The sequence below is a fragment of the Marinobacter sp. F3R11 genome (assembly GCF_003318275.1).
In the GTDB taxonomy this organism is placed as follows: domain Bacteria; phylum Pseudomonadota; class Gammaproteobacteria; order Pseudomonadales; family Oleiphilaceae; genus Marinobacter.
The window spans coordinates 643,050-665,551 of record NZ_QOCH01000013.1; the positions used below are offsets into that span (position 1 = coordinate 643,050).

The 22,502-nt window shown below is 54.1% G+C and carries 18 protein-coding genes and 1 pseudogene; 9 read left to right on the forward strand and 10 right to left on the reverse strand.

Annotated features, from left to right (window positions below):
- The first annotated feature begins 33 nt into the window (after positions 1-33).
- From DS878_RS07855 to DS878_RS07895, 9 genes and pseudogenes are all read left to right on the forward strand, one after another.
- A complete protein-coding gene (locus DS878_RS07855) occupies positions 34-1,200 on the forward strand; it encodes an isovaleryl-CoA dehydrogenase (RefSeq protein WP_113815389.1) in 1,167 nt (388 codons plus the stop codon).
- Positions 1,201-1,406: 206 nt separating this feature from the next.
- Positions 1,407-3,014: a carboxyl transferase domain-containing protein gene (locus tag DS878_RS07860; protein WP_113815390.1), complete on the forward strand. Its 1,608-nt coding sequence runs from the start codon at positions 1,407-1,409 to the stop codon at positions 3,012-3,014.
- Between the two features lie 42 nt (positions 3,015-3,056).
- The gene (locus DS878_RS07865) at positions 3,057-3,863 is read left to right on the forward strand and encodes an enoyl-CoA hydratase-related protein (RefSeq protein WP_113815469.1); all 807 of its coding nucleotides are present in this window, start codon (positions 3,057-3,059) and stop codon (positions 3,861-3,863) included.
- Position 3,864: 1 nt separating this feature from the next.
- Positions 3,865-5,868 carry an acetyl/propionyl/methylcrotonyl-CoA carboxylase subunit alpha gene (locus DS878_RS07870; protein WP_113815391.1) on the forward strand — a complete coding sequence of 668 codons (2,004 nt, stop codon included), beginning with the start codon at positions 3,865-3,867 and terminating at the stop codon, positions 5,866-5,868.
- Positions 5,868-6,767 carry a hydroxymethylglutaryl-CoA lyase gene (locus DS878_RS07875; protein WP_113815392.1) on the forward strand — a complete coding sequence of 300 codons (900 nt, stop codon included), beginning with the start codon at positions 5,868-5,870 and terminating at the stop codon, positions 6,765-6,767. Before DS878_RS07870 ends, DS878_RS07875 begins: the two co-directional genes overlap by 1 nt.
- A 9-nt stretch (positions 6,768-6,776) precedes the next feature.
- Positions 6,777-7,355: a peroxidase-related enzyme gene (locus tag DS878_RS07880; protein WP_113815393.1), complete on the forward strand. Its 579-nt coding sequence runs from the start codon at positions 6,777-6,779 to the stop codon at positions 7,353-7,355.
- Positions 7,356-7,406: 51 nt separating this feature from the next.
- Complete coding sequence (locus DS878_RS07885) at positions 7,407-9,092, forward strand: AMP-binding protein (RefSeq protein WP_113815394.1); 1,686 nt, start codon at positions 7,407-7,409, stop codon at positions 9,090-9,092.
- A gap of 145 nt (positions 9,093-9,237) precedes the next feature.
- Positions 9,238-10,863, forward strand: a complete 1,626-nt coding sequence (locus DS878_RS07890; RefSeq protein WP_113815395.1) for a phytoene desaturase family protein — start codon at positions 9,238-9,240, stop codon at positions 10,861-10,863.
- Between the two features lie 79 nt (positions 10,864-10,942).
- A pseudogene (locus DS878_RS07895) lies at positions 10,943-11,164 on the forward strand (aspartate/glutamate racemase family protein); the annotation flags it as partial.
- 69 nt (positions 11,165-11,233) lie between these two features.
- Here the strand turns inward: DS878_RS07895 and DS878_RS07900 are convergent.
- The 10 genes from DS878_RS07900 to DS878_RS07945 form a co-directional block, all read right to left on the reverse strand.
- A complete protein-coding gene (locus DS878_RS07900) occupies positions 11,234-12,850 on the reverse strand; it encodes a DUF4124 domain-containing protein (RefSeq protein WP_113815396.1) in 1,617 nt (538 codons plus the stop codon).
- A gap of 302 nt (positions 12,851-13,152) precedes the next feature.
- Complete coding sequence (locus DS878_RS07905; protein WP_113815397.1) at positions 13,153-14,148, reverse strand: branched-chain amino acid ABC transporter permease; 996 nt, start codon at positions 14,146-14,148, stop codon at positions 13,153-13,155.
- 2 nt (positions 14,149-14,150) lie between these two features.
- The gene (locus tag DS878_RS07910) at positions 14,151-15,038 is read right to left on the reverse strand and encodes a branched-chain amino acid ABC transporter permease (RefSeq protein ID WP_113815398.1); all 888 of its coding nucleotides are present in this window, start codon (positions 15,036-15,038) and stop codon (positions 14,151-14,153) included.
- Positions 15,039-15,151: 113 nt separating this feature from the next.
- On the reverse strand, positions 15,152-16,366 hold the full coding sequence (locus tag DS878_RS07915) for an ABC transporter substrate-binding protein (RefSeq protein ID WP_113815399.1): 1,215 nt from the start codon (positions 16,364-16,366) through the stop codon (positions 15,152-15,154).
- An 80-nt stretch (positions 16,367-16,446) separates the two neighbouring features.
- The gene (locus DS878_RS07920) at positions 16,447-17,169 is read right to left on the reverse strand and encodes an ABC transporter ATP-binding protein (RefSeq protein WP_113815400.1); all 723 of its coding nucleotides are present in this window, start codon (positions 17,167-17,169) and stop codon (positions 16,447-16,449) included.
- On the reverse strand, positions 17,166-17,966 hold the full coding sequence (locus tag DS878_RS07925) for an ABC transporter ATP-binding protein (protein ID WP_113815401.1): 801 nt from the start codon (positions 17,964-17,966) through the stop codon (positions 17,166-17,168). Before DS878_RS07925 ends, DS878_RS07920 begins: the two co-directional genes overlap by 4 nt.
- A gap of 77 nt (positions 17,967-18,043) precedes the next feature.
- Complete coding sequence (locus DS878_RS07930) at positions 18,044-18,472, reverse strand: PaaI family thioesterase (protein ID WP_113815402.1); 429 nt, start codon at positions 18,470-18,472, stop codon at positions 18,044-18,046.
- Positions 18,469-20,118 carry an AMP-binding protein gene (locus tag DS878_RS07935; protein ID WP_113815403.1) on the reverse strand — a complete coding sequence of 550 codons (1,650 nt, stop codon included), beginning with the start codon at positions 20,116-20,118 and terminating at the stop codon, positions 18,469-18,471. The genes DS878_RS07930 and DS878_RS07935 overlap by 4 nt, the downstream gene beginning before the upstream one ends.
- 92 nt (positions 20,119-20,210) lie before the next feature.
- Complete coding sequence (locus DS878_RS07940) at positions 20,211-21,254, reverse strand: proline racemase family protein (RefSeq protein ID WP_113815404.1); 1,044 nt, start codon at positions 21,252-21,254, stop codon at positions 20,211-20,213.
- Positions 21,251-22,396, reverse strand: coding sequence for a zinc-binding dehydrogenase (locus DS878_RS07945; RefSeq protein ID WP_113815405.1), 1,146 nt, complete (start codon positions 22,394-22,396; stop codon positions 21,251-21,253). The genes DS878_RS07940 and DS878_RS07945 overlap by 4 nt, the downstream gene beginning before the upstream one ends.
- Positions 22,397-22,502 lie beyond the last annotated feature (106 nt).

Genomic DNA, 22,502 nt, shown 5'->3' on the forward strand with positions numbered 1-22,502 from the left:
ACACGTATCTGGCAGAACAAAAGGCAATCAAACATGAAATCACAATACTCAGAACTCAACTTCGGTCTTGGTGAAACCCTCGACATGCTGCGCGAGCAGGTTAACGGTTTTGCTGCCACCGAGATCGCCCCTCGCGCTGAAGAAATCGACCGTAGCAACGAATTCCCCATGGATTTATGGAAAAAGTTCGGCGATATGGGCCTGCTGGGTATTACTGTGGATGAAGCCTACGGTGGCTCCGGCATGGGCTATCTTGGTCATGTGATTGCTGTAGAGGAAATTAGCCGCGCATCAGCCTCGGTAGGCCTGTCGTACGGTGCTCACTCCAATCTTTGTGTAAACCAGATTCACCGCAACGGTACTGAGGAACAGAAGCAGAAATACCTGCCCAAACTCGTCAGCGGCGAGCACATCGGTGCTTTGGCCATGTCCGAGCCCAACGCCGGCTCCGACGTTGTTTCCATGAAGCTGAGCGCCAGAGACGCTGGCGACCACTATGTCCTCAACGGCAACAAAATGTGGATCACCAACGGCCCGGACGCCAACGTATACGTTATATACGCCAAAACCGACGTAAAAGCCGGTTCTAAAGGCATCACTGCATTCATCGTAGAGCGCGATTACGAAGGTTTCAGCAGGCATCAGAAACTCGACAAACTCGGCATGCGCGGCTCCAACACCTGCGAGCTGGTATTCCAGGATTGCAAAGTACCTAAGGAAAACGTTCTCGGACAAGTCGGCGGCGGCGCACGTGTACTCATGAGCGGCCTCGACTACGAACGCCTCGTACTCTCCGGCGGCCCGCTGGGCATCATGCAAGCAGCCATGGATATTGTGGTTCCCTACATACGCGAGCGACAGCAGTTTGGCAAGGCCATAGGTGAGTTCGAACTGGTACAGGGCAAAGTCGCCGACATGTATACCTGGATGAACACCGCCAAATCCTACGTTTACATGGTAGCCATGTCAGCAGACCGCGGCGAAACCACTCGCAAGGACTCCGCCGGCGCAATCCTCTACTCCGCCGAAATGGCCACCAAACTGGCCCTGGACGCCATCCAGTTGCTGGGCGGCAATGGTTACATCAACGATTACCCAACTGGCCGGCTGCTGCGTGACGCCAAGCTGTACGAAATCGGTGCGGGCACCTCCGAAATTCGCCGCATGCTGATCGGCCGGGAACTGTTCCTGAACAAATAAGTAGTGACTTCAAGCCAGACACCCGCCAGAACGCATTAGTTTTGGACGGCCAGCACCCAAGTATGACGAGGGGCTGGTGGGGTGTCGCTCCGGGAATGTTGCAGGCCAAGGATGGCCGGAAACAAGCGCACATGGATGTGCTCGTAGCGATTCCCGGAGCGACACCCCGCCAGACCTGACGCCCCGAACCTCGAGGCCCGGAAAACATGACGATACTCCAGAGCAAAATAAACCCAAGGTCTGAAGAGTTTCAGGCCAATCAGGCTTCCATGGAAGAAGCCGTCGCAGATCTACGGGAAAAAGTATCCACCATCCAGCAAGGTGGCGGCCCCTCCTACCAGGAACGCCACATTGCCCGGGGCAAACTTCTGCCGAGAGAGCGTATAAACCGCCTTCTTGATGACGGTTCACCATTCCTCGAAATCGGCCAGTTTGCTGCCTACAACGTCTACGATGAGGAAGTCCCTGCAGCTGGAGTCATCGCTGGCGTGGGCCGCGTGTCCGGCACCGAATGCATGATTATTGCCAACGACGCCACAGTAAAAGGTGGCAGCTACTATCCGCTGACCGTCAAAAAGCATCTTCGCGCCCAGGAAATCGCTCTGGAAAACCGCCTGCCCTGTATCTACCTTGTAGACTCCGGCGGTGCCAATCTGCCATTACAGGATGAAGTTTTCCCGGATCGTGACCATTTCGGCCGTATTTTTTACAACCAGGCCCGCATGTCTGCCGATGACATTCCGCAGATCGCAGTAGTAATGGGCCTATGCACCGCCGGAGGCGCCTATGTGCCAGCCATGGCAGACGAATCCATCATTGTACGTAACCAGGGCACCATCTTCCTGGCTGGCCCGCCGCTTGTAAAAGCAGCCACCGGCGAAGTTGTCACAGCTGAAGATCTCGGCGGTGCAGACGTGCACTGTAAAACCTCGGGCGTTGCTGACCACTATGCTGAAAACGATGCTCACGCACTGGAAATTGCGCGCCGCTGCATCTCAAACCTCAACCGGCGAAAACCGGTCGACGTTGAGATTCGTAAACCTAAACCTCCACTATACGATCCTCGCGAAGTTTACGGCATCGTTGGCACCGATCTGCGCAAACAGTTCGACATACGCGACGTGATTGCCCGGACGGTGGATGGTTCCGAATTTGACGAGTTCAAACGTTACTACGGCCAGACCCTTGTCACCGGTTTTGCGCATATCCATGGCTACCCCGTAGGCATCATCGCCAACAACGGCATCCTCTTCAGTGAATCAGCCCAGAAAGGCGCGCACTTCATCGAACTGTGCTGCCAGCGCAATATCCCACTGCTGTTCCTGCAGAACATCACCGGCTTTATGGTAGGCCAGAAGTACGAAGCTGAGGGCATCGCCAAACACGGCGCAAAAATGGTCATGGCTGTAGCCTGTGCCAATGTGCCCAAAATCACCGTACTCATCGGTGGCAGCTACGGCGCTGGCAACTATGGCATGTGTGGTCGTGCTTACAGCCCTGACTTCCTGTGGATGTGGCCCAATGCCCGTATCTCTGTCATGGGGGGAGAGCAGGCGGCTGGCGTATTGGCCCAGGTTCGCCGTGAAGGTATGGAGCGCAAAGGTCAGGAATGGAGCGCGGAGGAAGAAGCCGCGTTCAAAAAGCCAATCACCGACACCTACGAACACCAGGGCCACCCCTACTATGCCAGTGCCCGCTTGTGGGACGACGGTGTGATTGATCCGGCCCAGACCCGTGAAGTCATTGCGCTTAGCCTCTCCGCCACCCTCAACCGGCCGGCGAAGCCTACACGCTTCGGCGTGTTCAGGATGTAACCGGAGAGAATCACCATGACCAACAACAATGTAAAGCCAGATATGACAAACCAGGACTCGGCCGTTTTGCTCAGGCGCCGCGATGCCGGCGTGACCGAAATTGTGCTGAACCGGCCGGACAAACGGAACGCATTTGATGATGTGATCATTCAGCAGCTGATCACCGCTATCACGGAAACAGACACCGATAGCGAAACGAAGGTGGTCATCCTGCGCTCCGAAGGCAAGCATTTCTCTGCGGGAGCAGATCTCGGCTGGATGCGACGCATGGCAGACAACAGCCAGCAGGAGAACCTGGAAGATTCCCGACAGCTTGCCAGATTGATGGAATGCCTGAACAACCTCAGCAAGCCGGTCATAGGCCTTGTTCAGGGAGCAGCCTACGGCGGTGCCGTCGGCCTCGCAGCCTGCTGCGATATCGTCATCGCAACAGAAAAGGCCAGTTTCTGCCTCAGTGAAGTAAAACTGGGCCTGATTCCTGCCGTAATAAGCCCTTACGTTGTACGAGCGATTGGAGAGCGACAGGCCCGCCGCTTCTTTATTTCAGCGGAGGTGTTCACGGCCACGGATGCAGAGCGATTCGGCCTCGTGCATATCGTCTGTGCCGATGTTGAATCCATGAACGCACGCTGCAACGAAATGCTGCAGCAGCTTGCCCTGAATGGCCCGGAAGCCATGAAGGCAGCCAAAAACCTCGTGTTTGCTGTCAGCCACAAACCTATAGACAGCACTGTGATTGATGACACTGCGCACCGCATCGCTGATATCCGCGTCGGCAAAGAAGGTCAGGAGGGGCTCAGCGCCTTTCTGAACAAACGTCGCGCCAACTGGATTCCGGAGAGCAACTAACATGTTCAGCAAAATCCTCATTGCCAACCGGGGCGAAATCGCCTGCCGGGTTATCCAGACCGCACACCGAATGGGTATTCGCTGCGTCGCAGTTTATTCGGATGCAGACGCCAATGCCCATCACGTAACCATGGCAGACGAAGCCTTTCACATAGGCCCGGCTCCCAGCTCTGAAAGCTACCTGCGCGGTGACAAAATTATAGAAGTCGCAAAGCAGAGTGGCGCACAGGCAATCCACCCGGGTTACGGTTTTCTTTCTGAAAACACCGGCTTTGCAGAGGCCTGCGAAGCCAACGATCTGGTATTTATCGGTCCGCCCTCCTCTGCCATTGCCGCGATGGGTTCTAAATCAGCGGCCAAAGCCATTATGGAGAAAGCGGGCGTGCCCCTGGTACCCGGATACCATGGCGACGATCAGTCTCCGGAAACCCTGCGCGCAGAAGCAGAAAAATGCGGATTCCCTCTGCTTCTGAAAGCGGTCGCTGGTGGTGGCGGCAAAGGCATGCGCGTGGTTGAAAACATTGGCGAGTTTGACGACGCCCTCGCTGCTGCCAGGCGCGAAGCACAGAATGCGTTTGGTAATCCGGACATGCTGATTGAACGCTACCTGACCCAGCCGCGCCACGTAGAGATTCAGGTTTTCTGCGACCAGAGCGGCAAGGGTGTGTATCTGGCCGAACGCGATTGTTCGGTTCAGCGTCGTCACCAGAAAGTGCTGGAAGAAGCTCCGGCTCCGGGCCTGAGTGAAGAAACCCGCAAAGCCATGGGTGAGGCTGCGGTTAAAGCCGCCCAGGCCATAGATTATGTGGGCGCCGGCACCGTAGAGTTTCTCTACGATGTAGACGGTTCATTCTTCTTTATGGAAATGAATACCCGCCTGCAGGTAGAGCACCCGGTTACAGAAATGGTAACCGGCCAGGATCTGGTGGAATGGCAGCTGAAAGTGGCCTGGGGTGACCCTCTGCCGCTGGAGCAGTCTCAGGTAAAAACCCGTGGACATGCACTGGAAGCCCGTATTTATGCGGAAGACCCGGATCAGGATTTCCTGCCGGCCACCGGCAATCTGCGTTACCTGAGCACGCCCGATGAGAGCGCCCATGTGCGAGTGGACACCGGCGTGATCGAAGGCGATGAAATCAGCATTCACTACGACCCCATGATTGCCAAACTGATCGTGTGGGACGAAACCCGTGACCAGGCCATCAACCGCATGGTTCAGGCACTGGAGCATTACCGCATTGCCGGTGTCAAAACCAACATCCGGTTCCTCCATGCACTGGCCGATGCCCAGCCGTTCCGGGAAGCCGACCTGACCACAGGCTTTATCGACAGCCACCGTGACTTGCTGTTCCCGAAATCGAAGCTGGACATCGATAAGGCACTGGTGCTGGCAGCTGGCTTCGTGTTGGAAGAGCGCAAATCCACAGAATCCGTGAGTACCGATCCCTGGTCACCATTTGGCCGTCGCAACAGCTGGCGCCTGAACTCGGAATACGCTCAGCCTTTGCAGTTGCAGGTAGGTGAAGATATCCACGAACTGAAAATTCTCGAGCGGGATGACAACTATCAGGTATTCATAGATGGCGGCGTCTACTGCCTCACAGCAAGGCTTGATGACGACTACATGCAGGCGGTGGTCAATGGTCACCGGATCAGCATCCACGGCAACCTCCACAATGATCAGCTCGTACTCTTTTACGAGGGTGACACCTTCCAGTGCACTCTGTACCGGGAGAACTATATTTCCGAAGACCTGGCGCCAGAAGGCGGGCTGACCGCACCGATGAATGGCACTATTGTGGCGGTGCAGGCCAAACCAGGTGATGCAGTTGTCGCCGGTCAGTCGCTGGTAATCATGGAAGCCATGAAAATGGAGCACGCCATCAAAGCACCCGCAGACGGCGTTGTCACCGAGGTTTTCTTCTCGGAAGGCGAGCAGGTTTCCGAAGGCGCGGAACTGATCGCTATCGAGATTGCAGAAGCAAACACCGGGGAGGCAGTCTGATGGCCTTCCCGGAACAGGTACGACTGGTTGAGATGAGCCCTCGGGACGGCCTGCAGAATGAAGCCGGCCCGGTGATTGCCACCGATATCAAAACCGGATTGATTGACCGGCTGTCAGATTGCGGACTTACCCACATCGAATCCGCCAGCTTTGTGTCGCCCAAATGGGTGCCTCAAATGGGAGATGCGACTGAAGTCATGGCAGGCATTCATCGCAAACCAGGGGTGCGCTACTCAGTGCTTACGCCAAACCTCCGGGGGTTTAAGAGCGCCCTTGCAGCGGGCGTTGATGAAGTAGCAGTATTTGGCGCTGCATCCGAGTCCTTTAGCCAGAAGAACATCAACTGCTCCATTGCTGAAAGCCTGGAGCGCTTTCTGCCCGTAATGGAGGCTGCAAAGAAGCACAACATACCTGTGCGCGGCTATGTGTCCACCGTACTCGGATGCCCCTACGAGGGCGACATTGCACCGGAACAGGTGGCAAAAGTTGCAAAAGCCCTGGCCGACATGGGCTGCTATGAGATTTCACTGGGCGACACCATCGGCACAGGCACACCGCTGAAAGCCAAACGCATGCTGGAGGCAGTGGCAAGTCATGTACCCATGGATCGCCTGGCGGCGCATTTTCACGATACCTATGGTCAGGCACTGGCCAACCTTTATGCGGTACTGGAAGAAGGCATAGCGGTTATTGATGCATCTGTTGCCGGCCTGGGTGGTTGCCCCTATGCCAACGGTGCTTCCGGTAACGTGGCAACCGAAGATGTTCTTTACATGCTCAACGGCCTGGAAATCCGCACAGGTGTAGACCTGAATAAACTCGTCGCCACCGGCAAATGGATCACCGGCCAACTCAATCGACACAACGGCTCCAAAGTGGGCCAGGCCCTACAATCCTGAGGATGTGACATGACCAAAAATAAAAACGTCGTCGCACTGGATCTTCCGATTCCTGATATGAAAGACCTGCCAGATGATGCCAGAAGGTATTTTGAAATCTGCATCGAAAAACTGGGAATGGTTCCGAATGTTCTCACCGCTTTCAGCCAGAACCTGAAGCAACTGGATGGCTTCACGCGCTTCTACAACGAGTTAATGATGGGCGAGAGTGAGCTCAGCAAACTGGAACGGGAAATGGTTGCGGTTGTAGTCTCGTCAGAAAACAAATGCTTCTACTGCCTGGTGGCTCACGGAGCCGCTGTGCGAGTCCTGAGCGGCGACCCGATACTGGGTGAGCACCTGGTGATGAACTACAGGTCTGCCAGACTGGATAAGCGCCAGCGCGCAATGCTCGATTTCGCATCTATCCTTACCCGTTCCCCTGCAACGGTTGCAGAAACCGAAGTGCAGGCCCTTCGGGATGCAGGCTTCAGCGATCGCGGCATATGGGATCTCAGCAACGTGATCGGTTTCTATAATATGTCTAACCGCGTAGCGATCGCCAGTGACATGCGCCCCAATACTGAATACCACAGCCAGAGTCGTTGACAGGCTCGAAAACTCTCAGACCTCGATGACAAAAACAACCGGAGGCAAACAATGAATCAGACTCTTCCAAGCTACACCAGCGGTACCTCCAAAACACCGTTGCTGGGCATGACCATCGGCGAAATGCTAGACCGCACAGCCGACAAGTACCCCGACACCGAAGCCCTTGTGTGTCTGCATCAGGACATACGCTGGACCTACAAGGAATTCCTTGCCAAGGTCAACGAGGCGGCCCGGGCTTTTCTGGCCATTGGCGTCAAGCGCGGTGATCGTGTGGGCATCTGGGCACCCAACCGGTATGAATGGACGGTTACCCAGTTTGCCACCGCCAAGGTCGGGGCCATTCTCGTAAACATCAACCCGGCCTATGGCATGTATGAGCTGGAATACGCCATGAACCTGGCGGGTATAAGCGTACTGGTCACAGCCGACAGCTTTAAAGCGTCCAACTACCGACAGACTCTCTACGATCTGGCGCCTGAGCTGAAAGCAGGCACTCCCGGAAAGATCAAAGCTCAACAGCTTTCTGATCTGCGCGCAGTGATCAATCTGGATACTGAAAAGCACGCCGGCATGTGGAGCTGGGACGAGTTCACCGGCTTTGCGGGTGACGTCAGCCAAGACGAAGTAAACAAGGTACAGAGCCAACTGCAGTTTGATGATCCCATCAATATCCAGTTCACTTCGGGTACAACGGGAAACCCAAAAGGCGCCACCCTCACCCACCACAACATTCTGAATAACGGATTCTTTGTGGGTGAAAGTCAGGTTCTTACAGCGAAAGATCGCCTGGTCATTCCCGTGCCCCTGTATCACTGCTTCGGCATGGTTATGGGCAACCTGGGCTGCATTACTCACGGCTCCACCATGATCTACCCGGGAGAAGGCTTTGAACCGAAAGCGGTTCTGCAGGCTGTGCACCAGGAAAAGGCTACGGCGCTCTATGGTGTCCCCACCATGTTCATCGCAGAACTGGCCGAACCGGATTTCGGATCCTATGATCTTTCAACCCTTCGCACCGGCATCATGGCCGGGTCCATCTGCCCGGCGGAGGTGATGAAAAAGGTCAATGGCAAGATGAACATGAAAGAGGTTCAGATTGCCTATGGCATGACTGAAACCAGCCCGGTATCCACTCAGACCAGCTCCCTCGACCCCTTCGAGAAGCAAGTCACCACCGTGGGCCGCACGCAGCCTCACCTGGAAACAAAAATTGTCGACCCGGGAACCGGTAACGTGGTGCCCCGTGGCGAAATTGGTGAATTGTGCACCCGCGGCTATAGCGTGATGCTGAAATACTGGAACAACGAAGAAAAAACCCGCGAAGCCATAGATGACGCCGGCTGGATGCACACAGGCGACCTGGCAACCATGGACGAAGAAGGCTATGTTCAGATTGTCGGCCGAATCAAGGATATGGTAATTCGCGGTGGTGAAAACATCTATCCGAAAGAAATCGAGGAATTCCTCTACACCCACCCTTCTATCGAAGAAGTTCAGGTAACCGGTATTCCCGACGACAAGTTCGGTGAAGAACTGATCGCCTGGGTAAAACTGCGCCCGGATGCTGACCCGGTAGATGCTGATGACCTGGTAGCCTTCTGCAAGGGCAAGATTGCCCACTTCAAGATCCCCCGGAATTACAAATTCGTGGATGAGTTCCCGATGACGGTGACCGGCAAGATTCAGAAGTTCAAGATGCGGGAGATCTCCATTGAGGAAATGGGCCTGAAGTAAACCCTTGGCCTTTTCCCGTAAACTTTCATAGCCCTGGTGATGCCGGGGCTTTTTATTGTGCCTCTGCTAAAGTCCATAAAGCGGCAAGCAAATGCATTGAGCTATGGCTGGGCCGCCCCATATTGATCAAGGACACACTATCGCTATGAGCAGCCCCAAACCGAGTACCCTCCGTGTTGGCCGTCGCTATCGCGCCAACCGGCTTAACGGCCCTTACGATGCCATTATCATTGGCTCCGGCATTGGCGGTCTCACAGCTGCTGCCTGTATGAGCAAGATGGGCAAAAAGGTCCTGGTCCTTGAACAGCACTACACTGCAGGCGGCTTTACCCACAGCTACGACCGTAACGGCTATGAGTGGGACGTAGGTGTGCACTACATAGGCGACATGGGCTCAGACCAGACAATGGGCAAGCGCCTGTTTGACCACATTACCGATGGCCAGCTGCACTGGGCGCCCCTGGATGCCCATTACGACCGTATTTTCCTGGGCGACAGACACGTAGATCTGGTCGCCGGCCCGAAGGCCTTTCGTGCGGAACTGGTGAAAACCTTCCCGGAAGAAGAAAAGGCCATAGACACATATTTGGATTACCTGCGCCAGGTAGCCAAGGCCATGCCGGGAATTGTTCTGGGTAAGGTTCTGCCGGATATGGCTGCAGGCCCGCTGAGCATGCTCACCAAACGCCGCGCCCCCGATTTCCTGAACAAGCCTACCCGCGAGGTGCTGGAGAGCATTACCGGCAATCAGGAACTGATTGCTGTGCTTACCGGCCAGTGGGGAGATAACGGCCTGCCGCCTGCGGAGTCCAGCTTCATCATTCACTCACTGATTGCCCGCCATTACCTGCACGGTGGTTACTACCCTGTCGGTGGTGCTTCAGAAATGGCCAAGACAATCATCCCGGTAGTTCAGAAAAGCGGTGGCGAAGTTTTCACCTACGCCGACGTAACCGGCATTCTGATCGAGAAAGGCAAAGCTGTGGGCGTTCGCATGGCAGACGGCGCAGAGATTCGCTCGCCGCTGGTCATCAGCAACGCCGGAGTGTTCAATACCTTTAACAAACTGCTGCCCAAGGAGGCGCCGGACTGGGACTACTATCAGGACAAGCTGACTACCGTGAAGCGCTCCATGGCCAGTAACTGCCTGTATATCGGCCTGCAGGATACTGCTGAGAACCTCGGACTGCCAAAAACCAACTACTGGATCTACCCCGGAGCGGATTACGAAAAACAGATTCAGGACTTCATGGCCAACCCGGAGGCCAATGACATACCTCTGACCTATATTTCGTTCCCCTCCGCCAAAGACCCCGGCTTTACCGACCGCTACCCTGGCCGGGCCACCATCGAGATAGTGGCACCAGGACCCTTCGAATGGTACGAAAGCTGGGCCGACAAAACCTGGGGCAAGCGCGGTGAAGATTACGAGGCAAAAAAAGAAGAATACGCCCAACGTCTGTTGAAAAAACTATACGAGAAGTTTCCGCACCTTGAAGGCAAAGTAGACTATTACGAGTTATCTACTCCACTTTCCACGGATTACTTCTGCCGTTACAGCAAAGGGGAAATCTACGGCCTGGACCACACTCCGGACCGCTTCGAGCTGGACTGGCTGAAGCCCAAAACCCGCATCCCCGGCCTGTACCTCACAGGCCAGGACATCATGACCTGTGGTGTCGTCGGCGCAATGCTTGGTGGCTTACTGACAACGATTGCCGTCAGTGGTTTCAAGGGGCTTCCGCTTGCGAAGAAGATATTTGTGGGCTAATAAACAGGCGTAATCCCGGCGGTGCTGCTGAAACGCAGGCGCCGGAATCCATGCAAATCTGTTGCACAACCGGGGCCATATGAAAACCATCGGATTAATCGGCGGCATGAGCTGGGAATCTACCCAGACCTATTACCGCCTGATCAACCAGCAAGTCCGGGAACGCCTTGGCGGGCTTCACTCGGCCAGGATCCTGCTCTACAGCGTAGACTTTGCCGAGATTGAAGCGCTCCAGCACAAGGGGGACTGGAACGGTAGGGCAGAAATACTGACATTGGCAGCGCAAGCCGTCGAGCTGGCACTCAGATAGCCAGCTATGGTTACCCGCTGTATGGGCGCAGAGAAAGTGTCACACGGCATGTGCATGCTCTCAGCCAGAGCTCAGTGCCTGAAGCTGCTTATAAGCCTTCGCTGCGCCTTTGGTACCAAGTTCTACCGCACGTTTTGCATCTTTTTTCGCCGCGTCGAAATCCTGAAGATGATAGTAGGTTCCGGAGCGTTCAAGATATGCCCTGCCATCGTCAGGATTGTATGACAGGTAGCGCGCCCAGTAATCCAGGATGTCCTGAGTTTTACCCATCTTGAACAGTGCGTAATCCACGGCCTTGTAATAATCAAAGGTTGCAGGGCTCAAGCTTATTGCCTTATCAAGAGCCTCCCTGGCCTCCGCAAACTTATTGTTCGCGATTAATTGCTTGGCAAAATTAAATAGAGAAGCCGGGTCCCGTGCATCAACTTCCGTGCTGGCTGTGGTGTCCGGCTCAAAGAACTCAGAATCAGGATGGCGAGCAATAGACAACAAGCTCTGCCGTAGTCGCTCTGTCGGTTCATGATCAGGATCCAGAGCGCTTGCACGTTCAACATCTTTGAATGCCTGATCATAATGTTTCAATCCGGCGTATATGCGAGCACGAGTAAGAAAATAGCTACTGTTATCTTCTTCCAGAGCAATGGCCGTATTTGCATCCTTAAGGGCACGTTCAGGATTATTCAGGCGCCGGTAGGTTTTCGCCCGCAAATGAAACGTTCGCGCATCTCCATCCCGCTCTATTGCTATATCCAGCAACTCCAGGGCTTTTTCATACTCTCCATTGATATAGGACATGCGCCCCGCTTCATAAGCCGCATATTCAAGCAGCCGCCTGATATTCGGATTCCGGTTAGCCTGGGCCTGCGCGCTCTGGGCAAAGCCCAGCATTGAGATCACTGAGCCCCCCCACTTTGGATCCAGAGTTTCAAGATAGAATTTACGCGCGATATAGTTAGCCGGGTACCGGCCATTTGCAACCTCAAGTGCCTCCTGCGCCACTGCGTACTTCCCTTTAGCTTTCGCCGCATTGATCTTCAGACAATAAGCCCAAAGAGCCTGAGGCTCTATGGACAGCGCGCGCTCAACATCCGAGTTCGCAAGAGCCAGCCACAGATTCATGTGGTCAATATTTTCCTGAGGCGTTTTGTCGATATAGGCTCCGCCCCTGGCGTCCCAGGCACGGGAAATCCGGTAGCTTGCACGCGCAAGATAGGATGTATCGGTATCAGGGAAAAGGGACACCCAATCATCGAATATTGCCTCCCAATGGCTCTCGCTCAGCCAGAACGCCCGGTAAGCAGCCTGCAACTCAACGTCCTGACTGATATCGCTCTGGACAGTAACCTGCAGCTTTGAGAGCAGATCGTTAAGCTGGCTGAAGTTCCGGGCTTCCAGCATGCGCCTTATCTTCAGAGATTCGCTTGAGGCAGGATGATTGTAGTTCATCCGAGTCACTGCCACGCCTGGCTGCTGGGTTTCCGCATGAGTGGATTGGGGCCCGGGAGTTCGAGTTGGTTTTGCAGGCTCTATCTTCTTCACCGAGGACACTTTCTTTTGCGGTGGTCTGTCGCTGAAATGATGCCGACCAGCCTCATCAACCCATTGGTACACCTGCGCCTGGGCAAGTGAAGACACAGCAAGCATAAACAACAGACTACACTGCAAAATATTAGACACAAATACTCCTTGTCAGCTTCTTCCCCCGAGGTCTTGAACTGCCCCATTGGGTAATCGGTACCAGACTAACGCGTAAGCAGCAGATTCTAGTGGTACACGGTCACATATTGTTAACGTGGCCCACCCCTGACCTGCCTCACTGCTTCCGTAAATGCAGTGATAAGGGCATCGTCAGCCGTGTCATCCGCTCCATAGGCTGAAAACTGTATACGCAACCGGTAGAAATAAAGTTGCGGCCAGATATAAAAAAAGGCCACTCATGAAAGTGGCCCTTTGTTTTTTACCTGCCGGAACTTCCGGCACTACCCCATATTTTTCCTCACAAATCTCTGCACCTCGCCCACAATACCGCTGCGGAAGGCCAGCACTGTCAGTACAAAGATGCCACCGAGAATCGGGTCTACCCAGTCCCGGAGCGGGCCTTGTGCGAGCTGGTACTCGATATTGACCACAAACATTGCACCTATAACCGGCCCCAGCAATGTGCCCATGCCGCCCACCAGGGTCATGAGAATGACCTCACCGGACATATGCCAGTGTGCATCATTCAGGGACGCCAACTGGAAAACCACAGACTTCATGGAGCCGGCCAGTCCGGCAAGTGCAGCGGATATTACAAAAGCCAGAACCTTGTATCGATCCACTTTGTAGCCCAGAGATACAGCACGGGGCTCATTCTGTTTGATGGCTTTAAGTACCTGGCCATAAGGACTGCTTACAATGCGCTGAACAAGCAAGTAGCACCCAAGGAAGACCGCCAGCACGAAGTAATACATATTCAGGTTGTCTTCAAGATTGATCAGCCCGAACAGCTCACCTCGTGGAACGCCATGCATACCATCCTCGCCGCCGGTAAATGACGACTGCACGAAGAAGAAGAACACCAGCTGGGCTAGAGCCAGAGTAACCATGGCAAAGTAGATGCCCTGGCGACGGATCGACAGCAGAGCAAAGCCCAGCCCAAGCACTGTGGACACCAATGTTCCCGCAATGATGCCCATCTCCGTGGTGAGACCACTGAAGTTACTGAGCAGGTAACCGGTGGTATAACCGCCCGTGGCCAGAAACGCCGCGTGCCCGAAAGACAGCAAACCGGTGAACCCGAACAACAGGTTGAAGGCTACCGCAAACAGCGCGAAGCAAAGGATTTTCATCAGGAACACCGGATACATTACAAACGGTGCCAGCAGCAAAAGTACAAGCAGAACTCCGTTGAGCATCAGCTTTCTGCGATCCTCAGTTTTCTGCTGCTGCAGGATGGATTTATGAATATCAGACTGAATATCGGTCTGGCTCATGGTTATGCCTCCTTACCAAACAGGCCGTTGGGCCGGATCATCAGTACGATCACCATGACCAGGAAAATGACAGCCGACGACGCAGGCGGATAGAACGTCTTGGTAAGACCTTCCACAATACCCATCAGAATACCGGTAATGATGGCGCCACCTATGGAACCCATGCCACCGATTACCACCACAGCAAACACCACAATCAGTATGTGCGAGCCCATCACCGGGGTTACCGAGTAGATGGGTGCAGCGAGCACACCCGCAAACGCAGCCAGCATGACGCCAAAACCGTATGTAAGGCTCACCAGCAAAGGCACATTGATACCAAACCCCTGCATTAGCTGGGAATCTTCTGTACCAGCACGCAGGTAGGCACCCAGTTTGGTTTTCTCAATCATGAACCAGGTGCCAAAACACACTACAAGGGCAGCCACAATTACCCAGGCACGGTAGTACGGCATGAACATAAACCCGAGGTTTACACCGCCTTTGAACATATCAGGCATTGCATAGCGCAGGCCGGATACGCCATAAATATTGGTGAGAATGCCCTGCATGATCAGCGCGACGCCGAAAGTCAGGAGCAGGCTGTATATATGATCCTGCCCGGCAATGCGACGAAGAAGAAAATATTCAACAAGCACCCCGGCAATGCCCACCAGCAAAGGTGCCAGAAAGAGCGCCACCCAGTAGTTCACACCAAGAGTGTCGAACATGATGACCGTGGCCATGGCTCCGAGCATATACATGGCGCCATGGGCAAAGTTGATAATTTTAAGAAGACCAAAAATAACAGCCAGTCCGAGGCTCAAAAGCGCGTAAAAGGCACCGTTGATAATCCCGATCAGAAGCTGGCCAGACAGCACCGCCATGGGCACGCCGAAAATCATGGACATGTTGCTAACTCCAGAAGCAGCACAGACGTTGAATCAGTTTTTATTGTTGCGTAATGCCTTGAGTAGTGTCCTGAGCTCCCCGGCAACCGCCGAAGAGCTCAATTACCTACACCTTAGTTACTGCTGACCAGCTTGCACTTGCTGTCTGAAAGCGGACGAAATGCTTCATCAGCCGGAATGGTGCGCAGGATCTTGTACAGATCCCATTCGTTGCTGGATTCTTCCGGTGTTTTGACCTGTGCCAGGAACATGTCGTGCACCATGCGGCCATCTTCACGAATACGGCCATTTTTGGTAAACATGTCATTGATGGGTGTATCCATCATCTGTTTGCGCACAACCTGGGAATCATCAGAGCCCGTTGCTTCGATAGCATTCAGGTACTGAACCGCACTGGAGTAGATACCCGCGTGAACCATGGTTGGCCTTGCACCGGTTTCTTCCATGAAGCGATCAGCCCATTCCCGGGCATCTTCATTCATATCCCAGTACCAGCCAGTGGTCAGCTGGATACCCTGAGCAGTTTCAACACCCAGTGCGTGGACATCACTCAGGAACAGAAGCAGTGCTGCGAGCGTCTGGCCAGACTGGGTTAAACCAAATTCCGCAGCTGTTGTGATGGCGTTTGTGGTGTCTGCACCGGCGTTTGCCAAAGCAACAACGTCTGCACCGGAAGCCTGGGCCTGAAGAATGAATGAGGAGAAGTCAGGTGTCGGGAACGGATGGCGGATGCTGCCAATGATTTCCCCGCCATTGGACTCAACCATGCGGGTTACGTCTGCCTCCAGAGAGTGCCCGAACGCATAATCAGCCGTCAGCACGTACCAGGTTTTACCGCCTTCCTTGACTATCGCAGTAGGGGTACCGACAGAGAGCGGGTAGGTGTCGTAAGTGTAGTGAATATGGTTCGGAGTACAGTGCTCGTTGGTAATACTGGATGCGGCAGAGCCGTTAACCAAAGCAAGCTTGTTATGCTCTTCAATGACCTTGGTCGCAGCGATAGTTACAGAAGATGCAACAAGGCCAGCGACCATATCGACATTATCGTTTTCCAACCAGCGCCGTACAGTGCTGGAAGCCACATCCGGGCTGTTACGGTCATCAGCCGTGACAATTTCTATTTTTGCCCCTTTGACCGTGCCACCCACGTCGGCCACTGCCATTTCCAGAGCCTTGAGGCCGTTAGGGCCGGCCAGGTCGCGATAGGTACCGGACATATCGGCGAGGTAGCCGATTTTAACCGTGTTATTGGATATTTCCGCTTGGGCGCCACCCACCATCAAGGCTGATGCAACAGCTGAAGTCAGAAGCTTTTTCATCATTGTCATTATTGTTTCTCCGCTACTGTTTTGCGTTGGTTCGTGTTTTTGTTGCTCTTGTTTTACTTTTCACGTACGCCTATCCAGGTTCAGACACCCAAATAGCTATCCAGTACCGACTGCTTCGCATGCAGCTCTCCGGCACTGACTTCTTCCACTATCCGTCCATGCTCTACCACGTAATGTCGGTCGGCCAATGGTGCTGCAAAGTGGAAATTCTGCTCTACCAGAATGATGGTAAGCCCTTTGTTTTTAAGAGCTACGAGGACCTCACCCAGCTTTTCGACGATAACCGGCGCAAGCCCCTCAGTGATCTCGTCCAGCAACAGCATATTGGCGCCCGTACGAAGGATTCGCGCCAGCGCCAGCATCTGCTGCTCCCCTCCTGAAAGCTTGGTGCCCTGGCTGAAGCGACGTTCGTACAGGTTGGGAAACATGCTGTAGATTTCTTCCAGGCTCATGCCTCCGCTGCGCACTACTGGCGGCAAAGTAAGGTTTTCCTGAACACTGAGAGACGCAAAAATGCCACGATGCTCTGGGCAATACCCTACACCAAGCCTTGCAATGTTGTGGGGAGCACAAGACATGGTCTCTTCCCCATTGATCATGATCGAGCCTGTGCGACGGCCAACCATATTCATGATTGCCTTGAGCGTGGTACTTCTCCCGGCACCGTTACGGCCAAGAAGCGTAACCAGTTCACCCCGGTTAACGACCATTTCAATACCATGCAGAATATGGGACTCACCGTAAAACGCATGCAGCCCGGAAATGCGCAGCTGCTCGTACTCCTTTGCCGCATTCTGGCTCATTGGGCAGCCTCCGATTCAGTTTCGGTTGAAGCTCCGCGTTCACCACTGGAACCTGCCCCCATATACACCTCACGGACGCGGGGATCGGCAGAAACGGTTTCGTAATCGCCTTCTGTAAGCACGGCCCCCTGCGCCAGTACCGTTATCCGGTCACACAGTTTCGACACCACACTCAGGTTGTGCTCAACCATCAGCACAGTCCGGCCTTCAGCTGCCTTGCGCACCAGTTCCACCACTCGATCAACGTCCTCCGTGCCCATACCCTGGGTAGGCTCATCGAGCAGCAGAATTTCCGGCTCCATGGCCAGGGTAGTTGCCAGCTCAAGAGCTCGTTTACGGCCATAGGCCAACTCGACAGTGGTGGTATTTGCAAATTCAGTCAGACCAACAGACTCCAGAAGCTCCATAGCCCGGCCATTAAGCCTGTTGAGCGAGGCTCCGGATTTCCAGAAGCTGAACGAGCTGCCCTCAAAGCTCTGCAGCGCAACACGAATATTTTCCAGTGCTGTCATATGGGGAAAGACAGCGGAGATCTGAAATGAGCGAACCATGCCTTTGCGGGCAATAGACGCTGACTTTAAAGGCGTAATGTCTTCGCCTTTAAAAAGAATCTGTCCACGGGTCGGGATAAGGAATTTGGTGAGCAGGTTGAACACTGTGGTTTTACCTGCACCGTTGGGACCGATCAGAGCATGTATATGGCCTTTCTGAATCTTCAGATTCACGTCGTCAACCGCTACAAAGCCCTTGAACTCTTTAACAAGGTTTCGGGTCTCCAGCACGTACTGGTCACTCATGAGCCAATCTACCTTTTGTTATTGTTGTACGTTTGCACTTGCTTACAGATTAGATTGACGTTTACGTATACGTCAATCTAATTCTCATGTATTTTTTTTGGCGGTATTGAGTATGTCATCGTTGAGTGGGCAACAGGATCTTCTCCACCCTCGGAATAAATAAAGACTTCGCCCACCCCCATGGTGCGCCCCACTTTGAGCATGGTCGCTTTCGCCCTCAGAGGCGTATGGGCGGCAGGCTTGCGCAGAAAGTTAATATTCAGGTTTGTGGTCACCGCCAGCGGCACCAACCCTATTTTGCTTAACAGGGCAGCGTAGAGCGTGACATCTGCAAGCCCCATCATCACCGGGCCGGACACAGTTCCGCCCGGCCTGAGGTGCCCGTCATCCACGTCCAGGCTCATCTCGGCCCAGCCATCACCAAGCTTCCTCAGGCTGCCATAGGCGGCACCCTGGGGAAACTGCTCCTGAAGGAAGCTGTCCAGCTCCTCAAAAGTAATCTTCATGAACCAGGCTCTTCCTTTGCGCGGTTGCGCAACACAAAACGCTGAATCTTCCCACTGGGTGTTTTCGGGAGTTCATCCACAAACTCAATCTCCCGGGGGAAAGCATGAGTGGAGAGGCGCCGGCGCACCAGCTCCTGAAGCTCATCCCGCAACGCCTGATCATCAGCCGGCTGCTGATCTCCTTTAATAACAACGTAAGCCTTGATAATCGAACCACGCTTTTCATCCGGCTTGGCCACGACGCCGGACTCTGCCACAGCAGCGTGCTCCAGCAGCGTACTTTCCACATCGGCAGGACCAACCCGGTACCCGGCAGTGGTAATAATATCGTCATCACGACCGCTGAATGAGAAGCTGCCGTCACCGTGGCAGATCGCCATGTCGCCGGTAAGGTAATAACCGTTCACAAACGGATCTTTTTCACCCCAGGTATAGCCATCAAAGTGAAACAGCGGCGAAGCTTTAACATCCACTGCAATCTGCCCGACCTCGCCCTCGCCTACCTCTTCATTTTTCTCGTTCAGGGCAACCACCCGGTGACCTGGCGATGAGTAGCCCATGGATCCCTGGCGCACAGGGTGTGCAAGTGCGTGGAAGTTGCAGCAGGTCATACCGGTTTCAGTCTGCCCGTAGTGGTCCATAACCGGACAAAAATGACGATCCCTGATCCAGTTAACCACTTCCGGGTTCAGAGGCTCACCGGCACTGCTGGCAACGCGAAGCCCGAGGTTTTCGCCTTCCGGAAGAACGTGATCATTAGCTTTAAGCAAACGGTAAGCGGTAGGTGCGGCAGCAAGGTTGGTGATTTTGTACTTGCGGATCATGTCGTAGGTCGATTCCGGCGTAAACGCACCCGGATTGAAGTGGGTAGCGTGCCCCATCAGAAGCGGGCCCACCACCGCATAATAAAGGCCATAAGCCCAGCCGGGATCTGCAACATTCCAGAAGGTGTCTTCATCACGCAGATCAATGGCATACTTCATGTATACATAGAAAGCCATCAATGCACGCGCCGGCACGGCAACACCTTTTGACTTACCTACGGTACCGGAGGTGAACATCTGCAGGAACGGGTCAGTGCCCCTGATCATGACTGGTTCAAAGTCTGCGCTCTGTTCCGCAAGAGTGCGCCGGAAATCCGGGATAGCTGCCCCGGTTTTTTCAGCATCAACACAAAGCACCGGCGGACAATCTTTTACATCGGTGAGTTTGGGATAGTTTGCCGGATCTGTAACCACCAGCTTTGTTCCTGCGCGCTCGAGGCGATATTCAATAGCACCGGAACCAAATGCGGTAAACAGGGGCTGATAAACAGCACCGGCACGCAGTGCACCGGCTATAACAATGAGCAGCTCCGGCCCTCTGGGCAGCAGACCTGCAACCCTGTCGCCCTTACCAATTCCCAGCGATGTCAGGTAGTTGGCAAATCGCGCAGATTGCTCTTTCAGCTCTGCAAAGGTTAGTACGCCGTCACCACCGGCATCTTTTTCATAGTAAAGCGCGACTTTCTTCGGGTCGGCAGCCCACTTGTCACAAATCTCATGACAGACATTCAACCCACCATCCAGACTTCCATCCAGAATGTCCGCTTCAAGCGCAGCTGGATCGAAGTTTTTATAGACGTCTGCGTACTCCGGAAGGCTCATGATCAACTCCTGTTATTTTTATCATTGAATTCATAGGTGAAGATTTATCACAGCTTGCACTTTACGTAAAGGTAAACTTTAGCAAACAGAGCTCACGAAGAAGTGCGACTGCTGAGGATGTGATGAAGCCCATCACAGTCCACAAGTGAATCCTCACAATTGACCACAATGTCTGACCGGGCAATAACGTAGCCCTTCCCGGTGATGTTGTTTTTCACAACCTGATAATCCCCTTCCTGTTCTACGCCGGAGAACTCACCGATAAAACCGGTTTCCCGGAGTGACACGGTTTCAAGCCTGTCTCCCGGGCGGATAAGCCCTTCATAATTCATCAGCGCGAGGCGGGCCGAAGTGCCGGTACCTGTGGTGCTCCGGCATATCACTCCCGGGTGCACATAAGTTGCGGAGCGGGAGCGATAATTGTGTTCAGCTATGTGCTCCACCGGCCCCATGAAGTGCAGGAATGGCAAAGGGCCGACATCACCGAGTGTATAGTGGGAAAAGCCACGTTCTGCCTGAACCGCCTCGACAATAGCGTGGGCAGCGCATGCCAGCTCTCGCTCTTCGTCGAGAGTAAGACTGAACCCAAGAGATTTTGCTTCAACCAGAGCATAGAACCCACCGCTGTATGCCACGCTGTAGGTAACTGTGCCAAGGGATGGCACCTCGATTGTCGCCCGATGGGTGTGTATGTAGCTGGGGAGGCCTTCGCAGGTAATTGCCTCAACCACTCCGTTTTCAACCAGAGCCTCAATGCCAACCAGCCCCGCCGGAGACTCCAGAAGAAAACTCTGCCGCCCCTCCTTTTTCGGGACTATCCCTGATTCAAGCACCGCTGTCGCAGTACAGATGGTATTGGAGCCCGAATAGATCGGATATCCCATGACTTCCATTATGATGTACCCGGCTGCAGCACGGGGGTCGGATGGAGGCACCAGCAAATCCACTGACATTTCCGGGATTCCGTACGGCTCTTCCAGTAGCAGCTTTCTCAGGCCGTCTGCATCGTCACGCAGGTATTCCATCTGCGCACGCACACTGCCTCCGGGTAATGGGTCGATACCACCTGTCACAATGCGGCTGACATCGCCACCTGCGTGGGTGTCCATAAGCTGAATAGTCAATTCCTGCTTCATATACCCTTCTCCAGAGACCAGGAGGCTCCGTGCTCTTCCCATTGAGAATCCGGCACAATGACAATCTTGCCCAGATAATTGCTGCTACGATTCACAAAGTAACGCTCCGCCTGATGCAGCTGCGAAAGCCGGAAAGCGCCGTGAAGCACTGGTTTTAGCTGTCCGCCGCGAATCCATTCCACCAGCTGCTCCGCCTCCTCCCGGGTGCCATGGGAGACGCCAAAGATCTGTACCTGATACAGATAAATCCGTGTCCACAGGATTTCACTGATGTTTCCGCCACTGGCGCCAGCAATGCTAAGGCGTGGGTAGGTTTCGCGGGAGTTCATATCAAAGATCATGGCGTCAATGAACCGATCGGTCATATCACCACCCACCAGATCCATAACCGCATCAAGGGGCTTGCCCCCGGTCGCCGCTTTCACGCGCTCAACAAAGTTTTCCATATCAGACCGATCGATCACCGACTCTGCTCCCAACGCCTGGAGGGCTGCGGTTTTACCGGCTGTACTCAATGCATATGGGATGGCTCCCATAATACGGCAGAGCTGGATCAACGCCGTACCCACACCGCCGCTTGCGCCGGTAACCAGAACCTGCTCTCCGGCTTTTACATGGGACGATGTAAGCATATGCATAGCTGTCTGATAGGAGCACATCCCCATTGCCGCCAGCTGGGCATCATCCAGATCTTCATTTGAGACCACATGGAACTGATCTGATGGCAAAGCAACGTACTCTGCATAACCGCCATCAGCACCATGGCCGTAATAGTCAGGGGTCAGATTTATATCCCGGCGGTCGGTGGCATAAATATTGAAATCCAGCAGTCCTCGCTCTCCCACACGACTCCTATCAACACCATCGCCCACGGCCACAACGCGCCCGACAATGTCAGCGCCCTGAATGCGGGGGAAAATGAGAGTGGGCTTCCCCCCCATCTGAAATGAGGTGGTTTCGCCCTTTTGTGTGGGGTACAGCCCTTCTCTGGCCTTTCGGTCAGTATTGTTCTTGGCAGTAGCGGTTACCTGAACCAGAACCTCTCCCGGCGCCGGAGATGGCGTTGGCACGTCTCTATAGACAAGCTTGTCGATATTGCCATGGCCGGTAAGAAGCATGGCTTTCATAGTGTTCGGGATCATAAGGAAATGAATCTCCCTGACAGCGAATGTAAAACATCCAATCAGGATAGGTGACATTTCCACAAGTGTCAGAAAGTCTTGCCCGTGTCCGCGGCTCTATTCACTA

What these genes read in the sequence shown, in the direction of transcription:
- DS878_RS07855 (WP_113815389.1), top strand. Translation starts at nt 34, where the DNA reads ATGAAATCACAATACTCAGAACTCAACTTCGGTCTTGGTGAAACCCTC.
- DS878_RS07860 (WP_113815390.1), top strand. Translation starts at nt 1,407, where the DNA reads ATGACGATACTCCAGAGCAAAATAAACCCAAGGTCTGAAGAGTTTCAG.
- DS878_RS07865 (WP_113815469.1), top strand. Translation starts at nt 3,057, where the DNA reads ATGACAAACCAGGACTCGGCCGTTTTGCTCAGGCGCCGCGATGCCGGC.
- DS878_RS07870 (WP_113815391.1), top strand. Translation starts at nt 3,865, where the DNA reads ATGTTCAGCAAAATCCTCATTGCCAACCGGGGCGAAATCGCCTGCCGG.
- DS878_RS07875 (WP_113815392.1), top strand. Translation starts at nt 5,868, where the DNA reads ATGGCCTTCCCGGAACAGGTACGACTGGTTGAGATGAGCCCTCGGGAC.
- DS878_RS07880 (WP_113815393.1), top strand. Translation starts at nt 6,777, where the DNA reads ATGACCAAAAATAAAAACGTCGTCGCACTGGATCTTCCGATTCCTGAT.
- DS878_RS07885 (WP_113815394.1), top strand. Translation starts at nt 7,407, where the DNA reads ATGAATCAGACTCTTCCAAGCTACACCAGCGGTACCTCCAAAACACCG.
- DS878_RS07890 (WP_113815395.1), top strand. Translation starts at nt 9,238, where the DNA reads ATGAGCAGCCCCAAACCGAGTACCCTCCGTGTTGGCCGTCGCTATCGC.
- DS878_RS07905 (WP_113815397.1), bottom strand. Translation starts at nt 14,148, where the DNA reads ATGAGCCAGACCGATATTCAGTCTGATATTCATAAATCCATCCTGCAG.
- DS878_RS07910 (WP_113815398.1), bottom strand. Translation starts at nt 15,038, where the DNA reads ATGTCCATGATTTTCGGCGTGCCCATGGCGGTGCTGTCTGGCCAGCTT.
- DS878_RS07915 (WP_113815399.1), bottom strand. Translation starts at nt 16,366, where the DNA reads ATGACAATGATGAAAAAGCTTCTGACTTCAGCTGTTGCATCAGCCTTG.
- DS878_RS07920 (WP_113815400.1), bottom strand. Translation starts at nt 17,169, where the DNA reads ATGAGCCAGAATGCGGCAAAGGAGTACGAGCAGCTGCGCATTTCCGGG.
- DS878_RS07925 (WP_113815401.1), bottom strand. Translation starts at nt 17,966, where the DNA reads ATGAGTGACCAGTACGTGCTGGAGACCCGAAACCTTGTTAAAGAGTTC.
- DS878_RS07930 (WP_113815402.1), bottom strand. Translation starts at nt 18,472, where the DNA reads ATGAAGATTACTTTTGAGGAGCTGGACAGCTTCCTTCAGGAGCAGTTT.
- DS878_RS07935 (WP_113815403.1), bottom strand. Translation starts at nt 20,118, where the DNA reads ATGAGCCTTCCGGAGTACGCAGACGTCTATAAAAACTTCGATCCAGCT.
- DS878_RS07940 (WP_113815404.1), bottom strand. Translation starts at nt 21,254, where the DNA reads ATGAAGCAGGAATTGACTATTCAGCTTATGGACACCCACGCAGGTGGC.
- DS878_RS07945 (WP_113815405.1), bottom strand. Translation starts at nt 22,396, where the DNA reads ATGATCCCGAACACTATGAAAGCCATGCTTCTTACCGGCCATGGCAAT.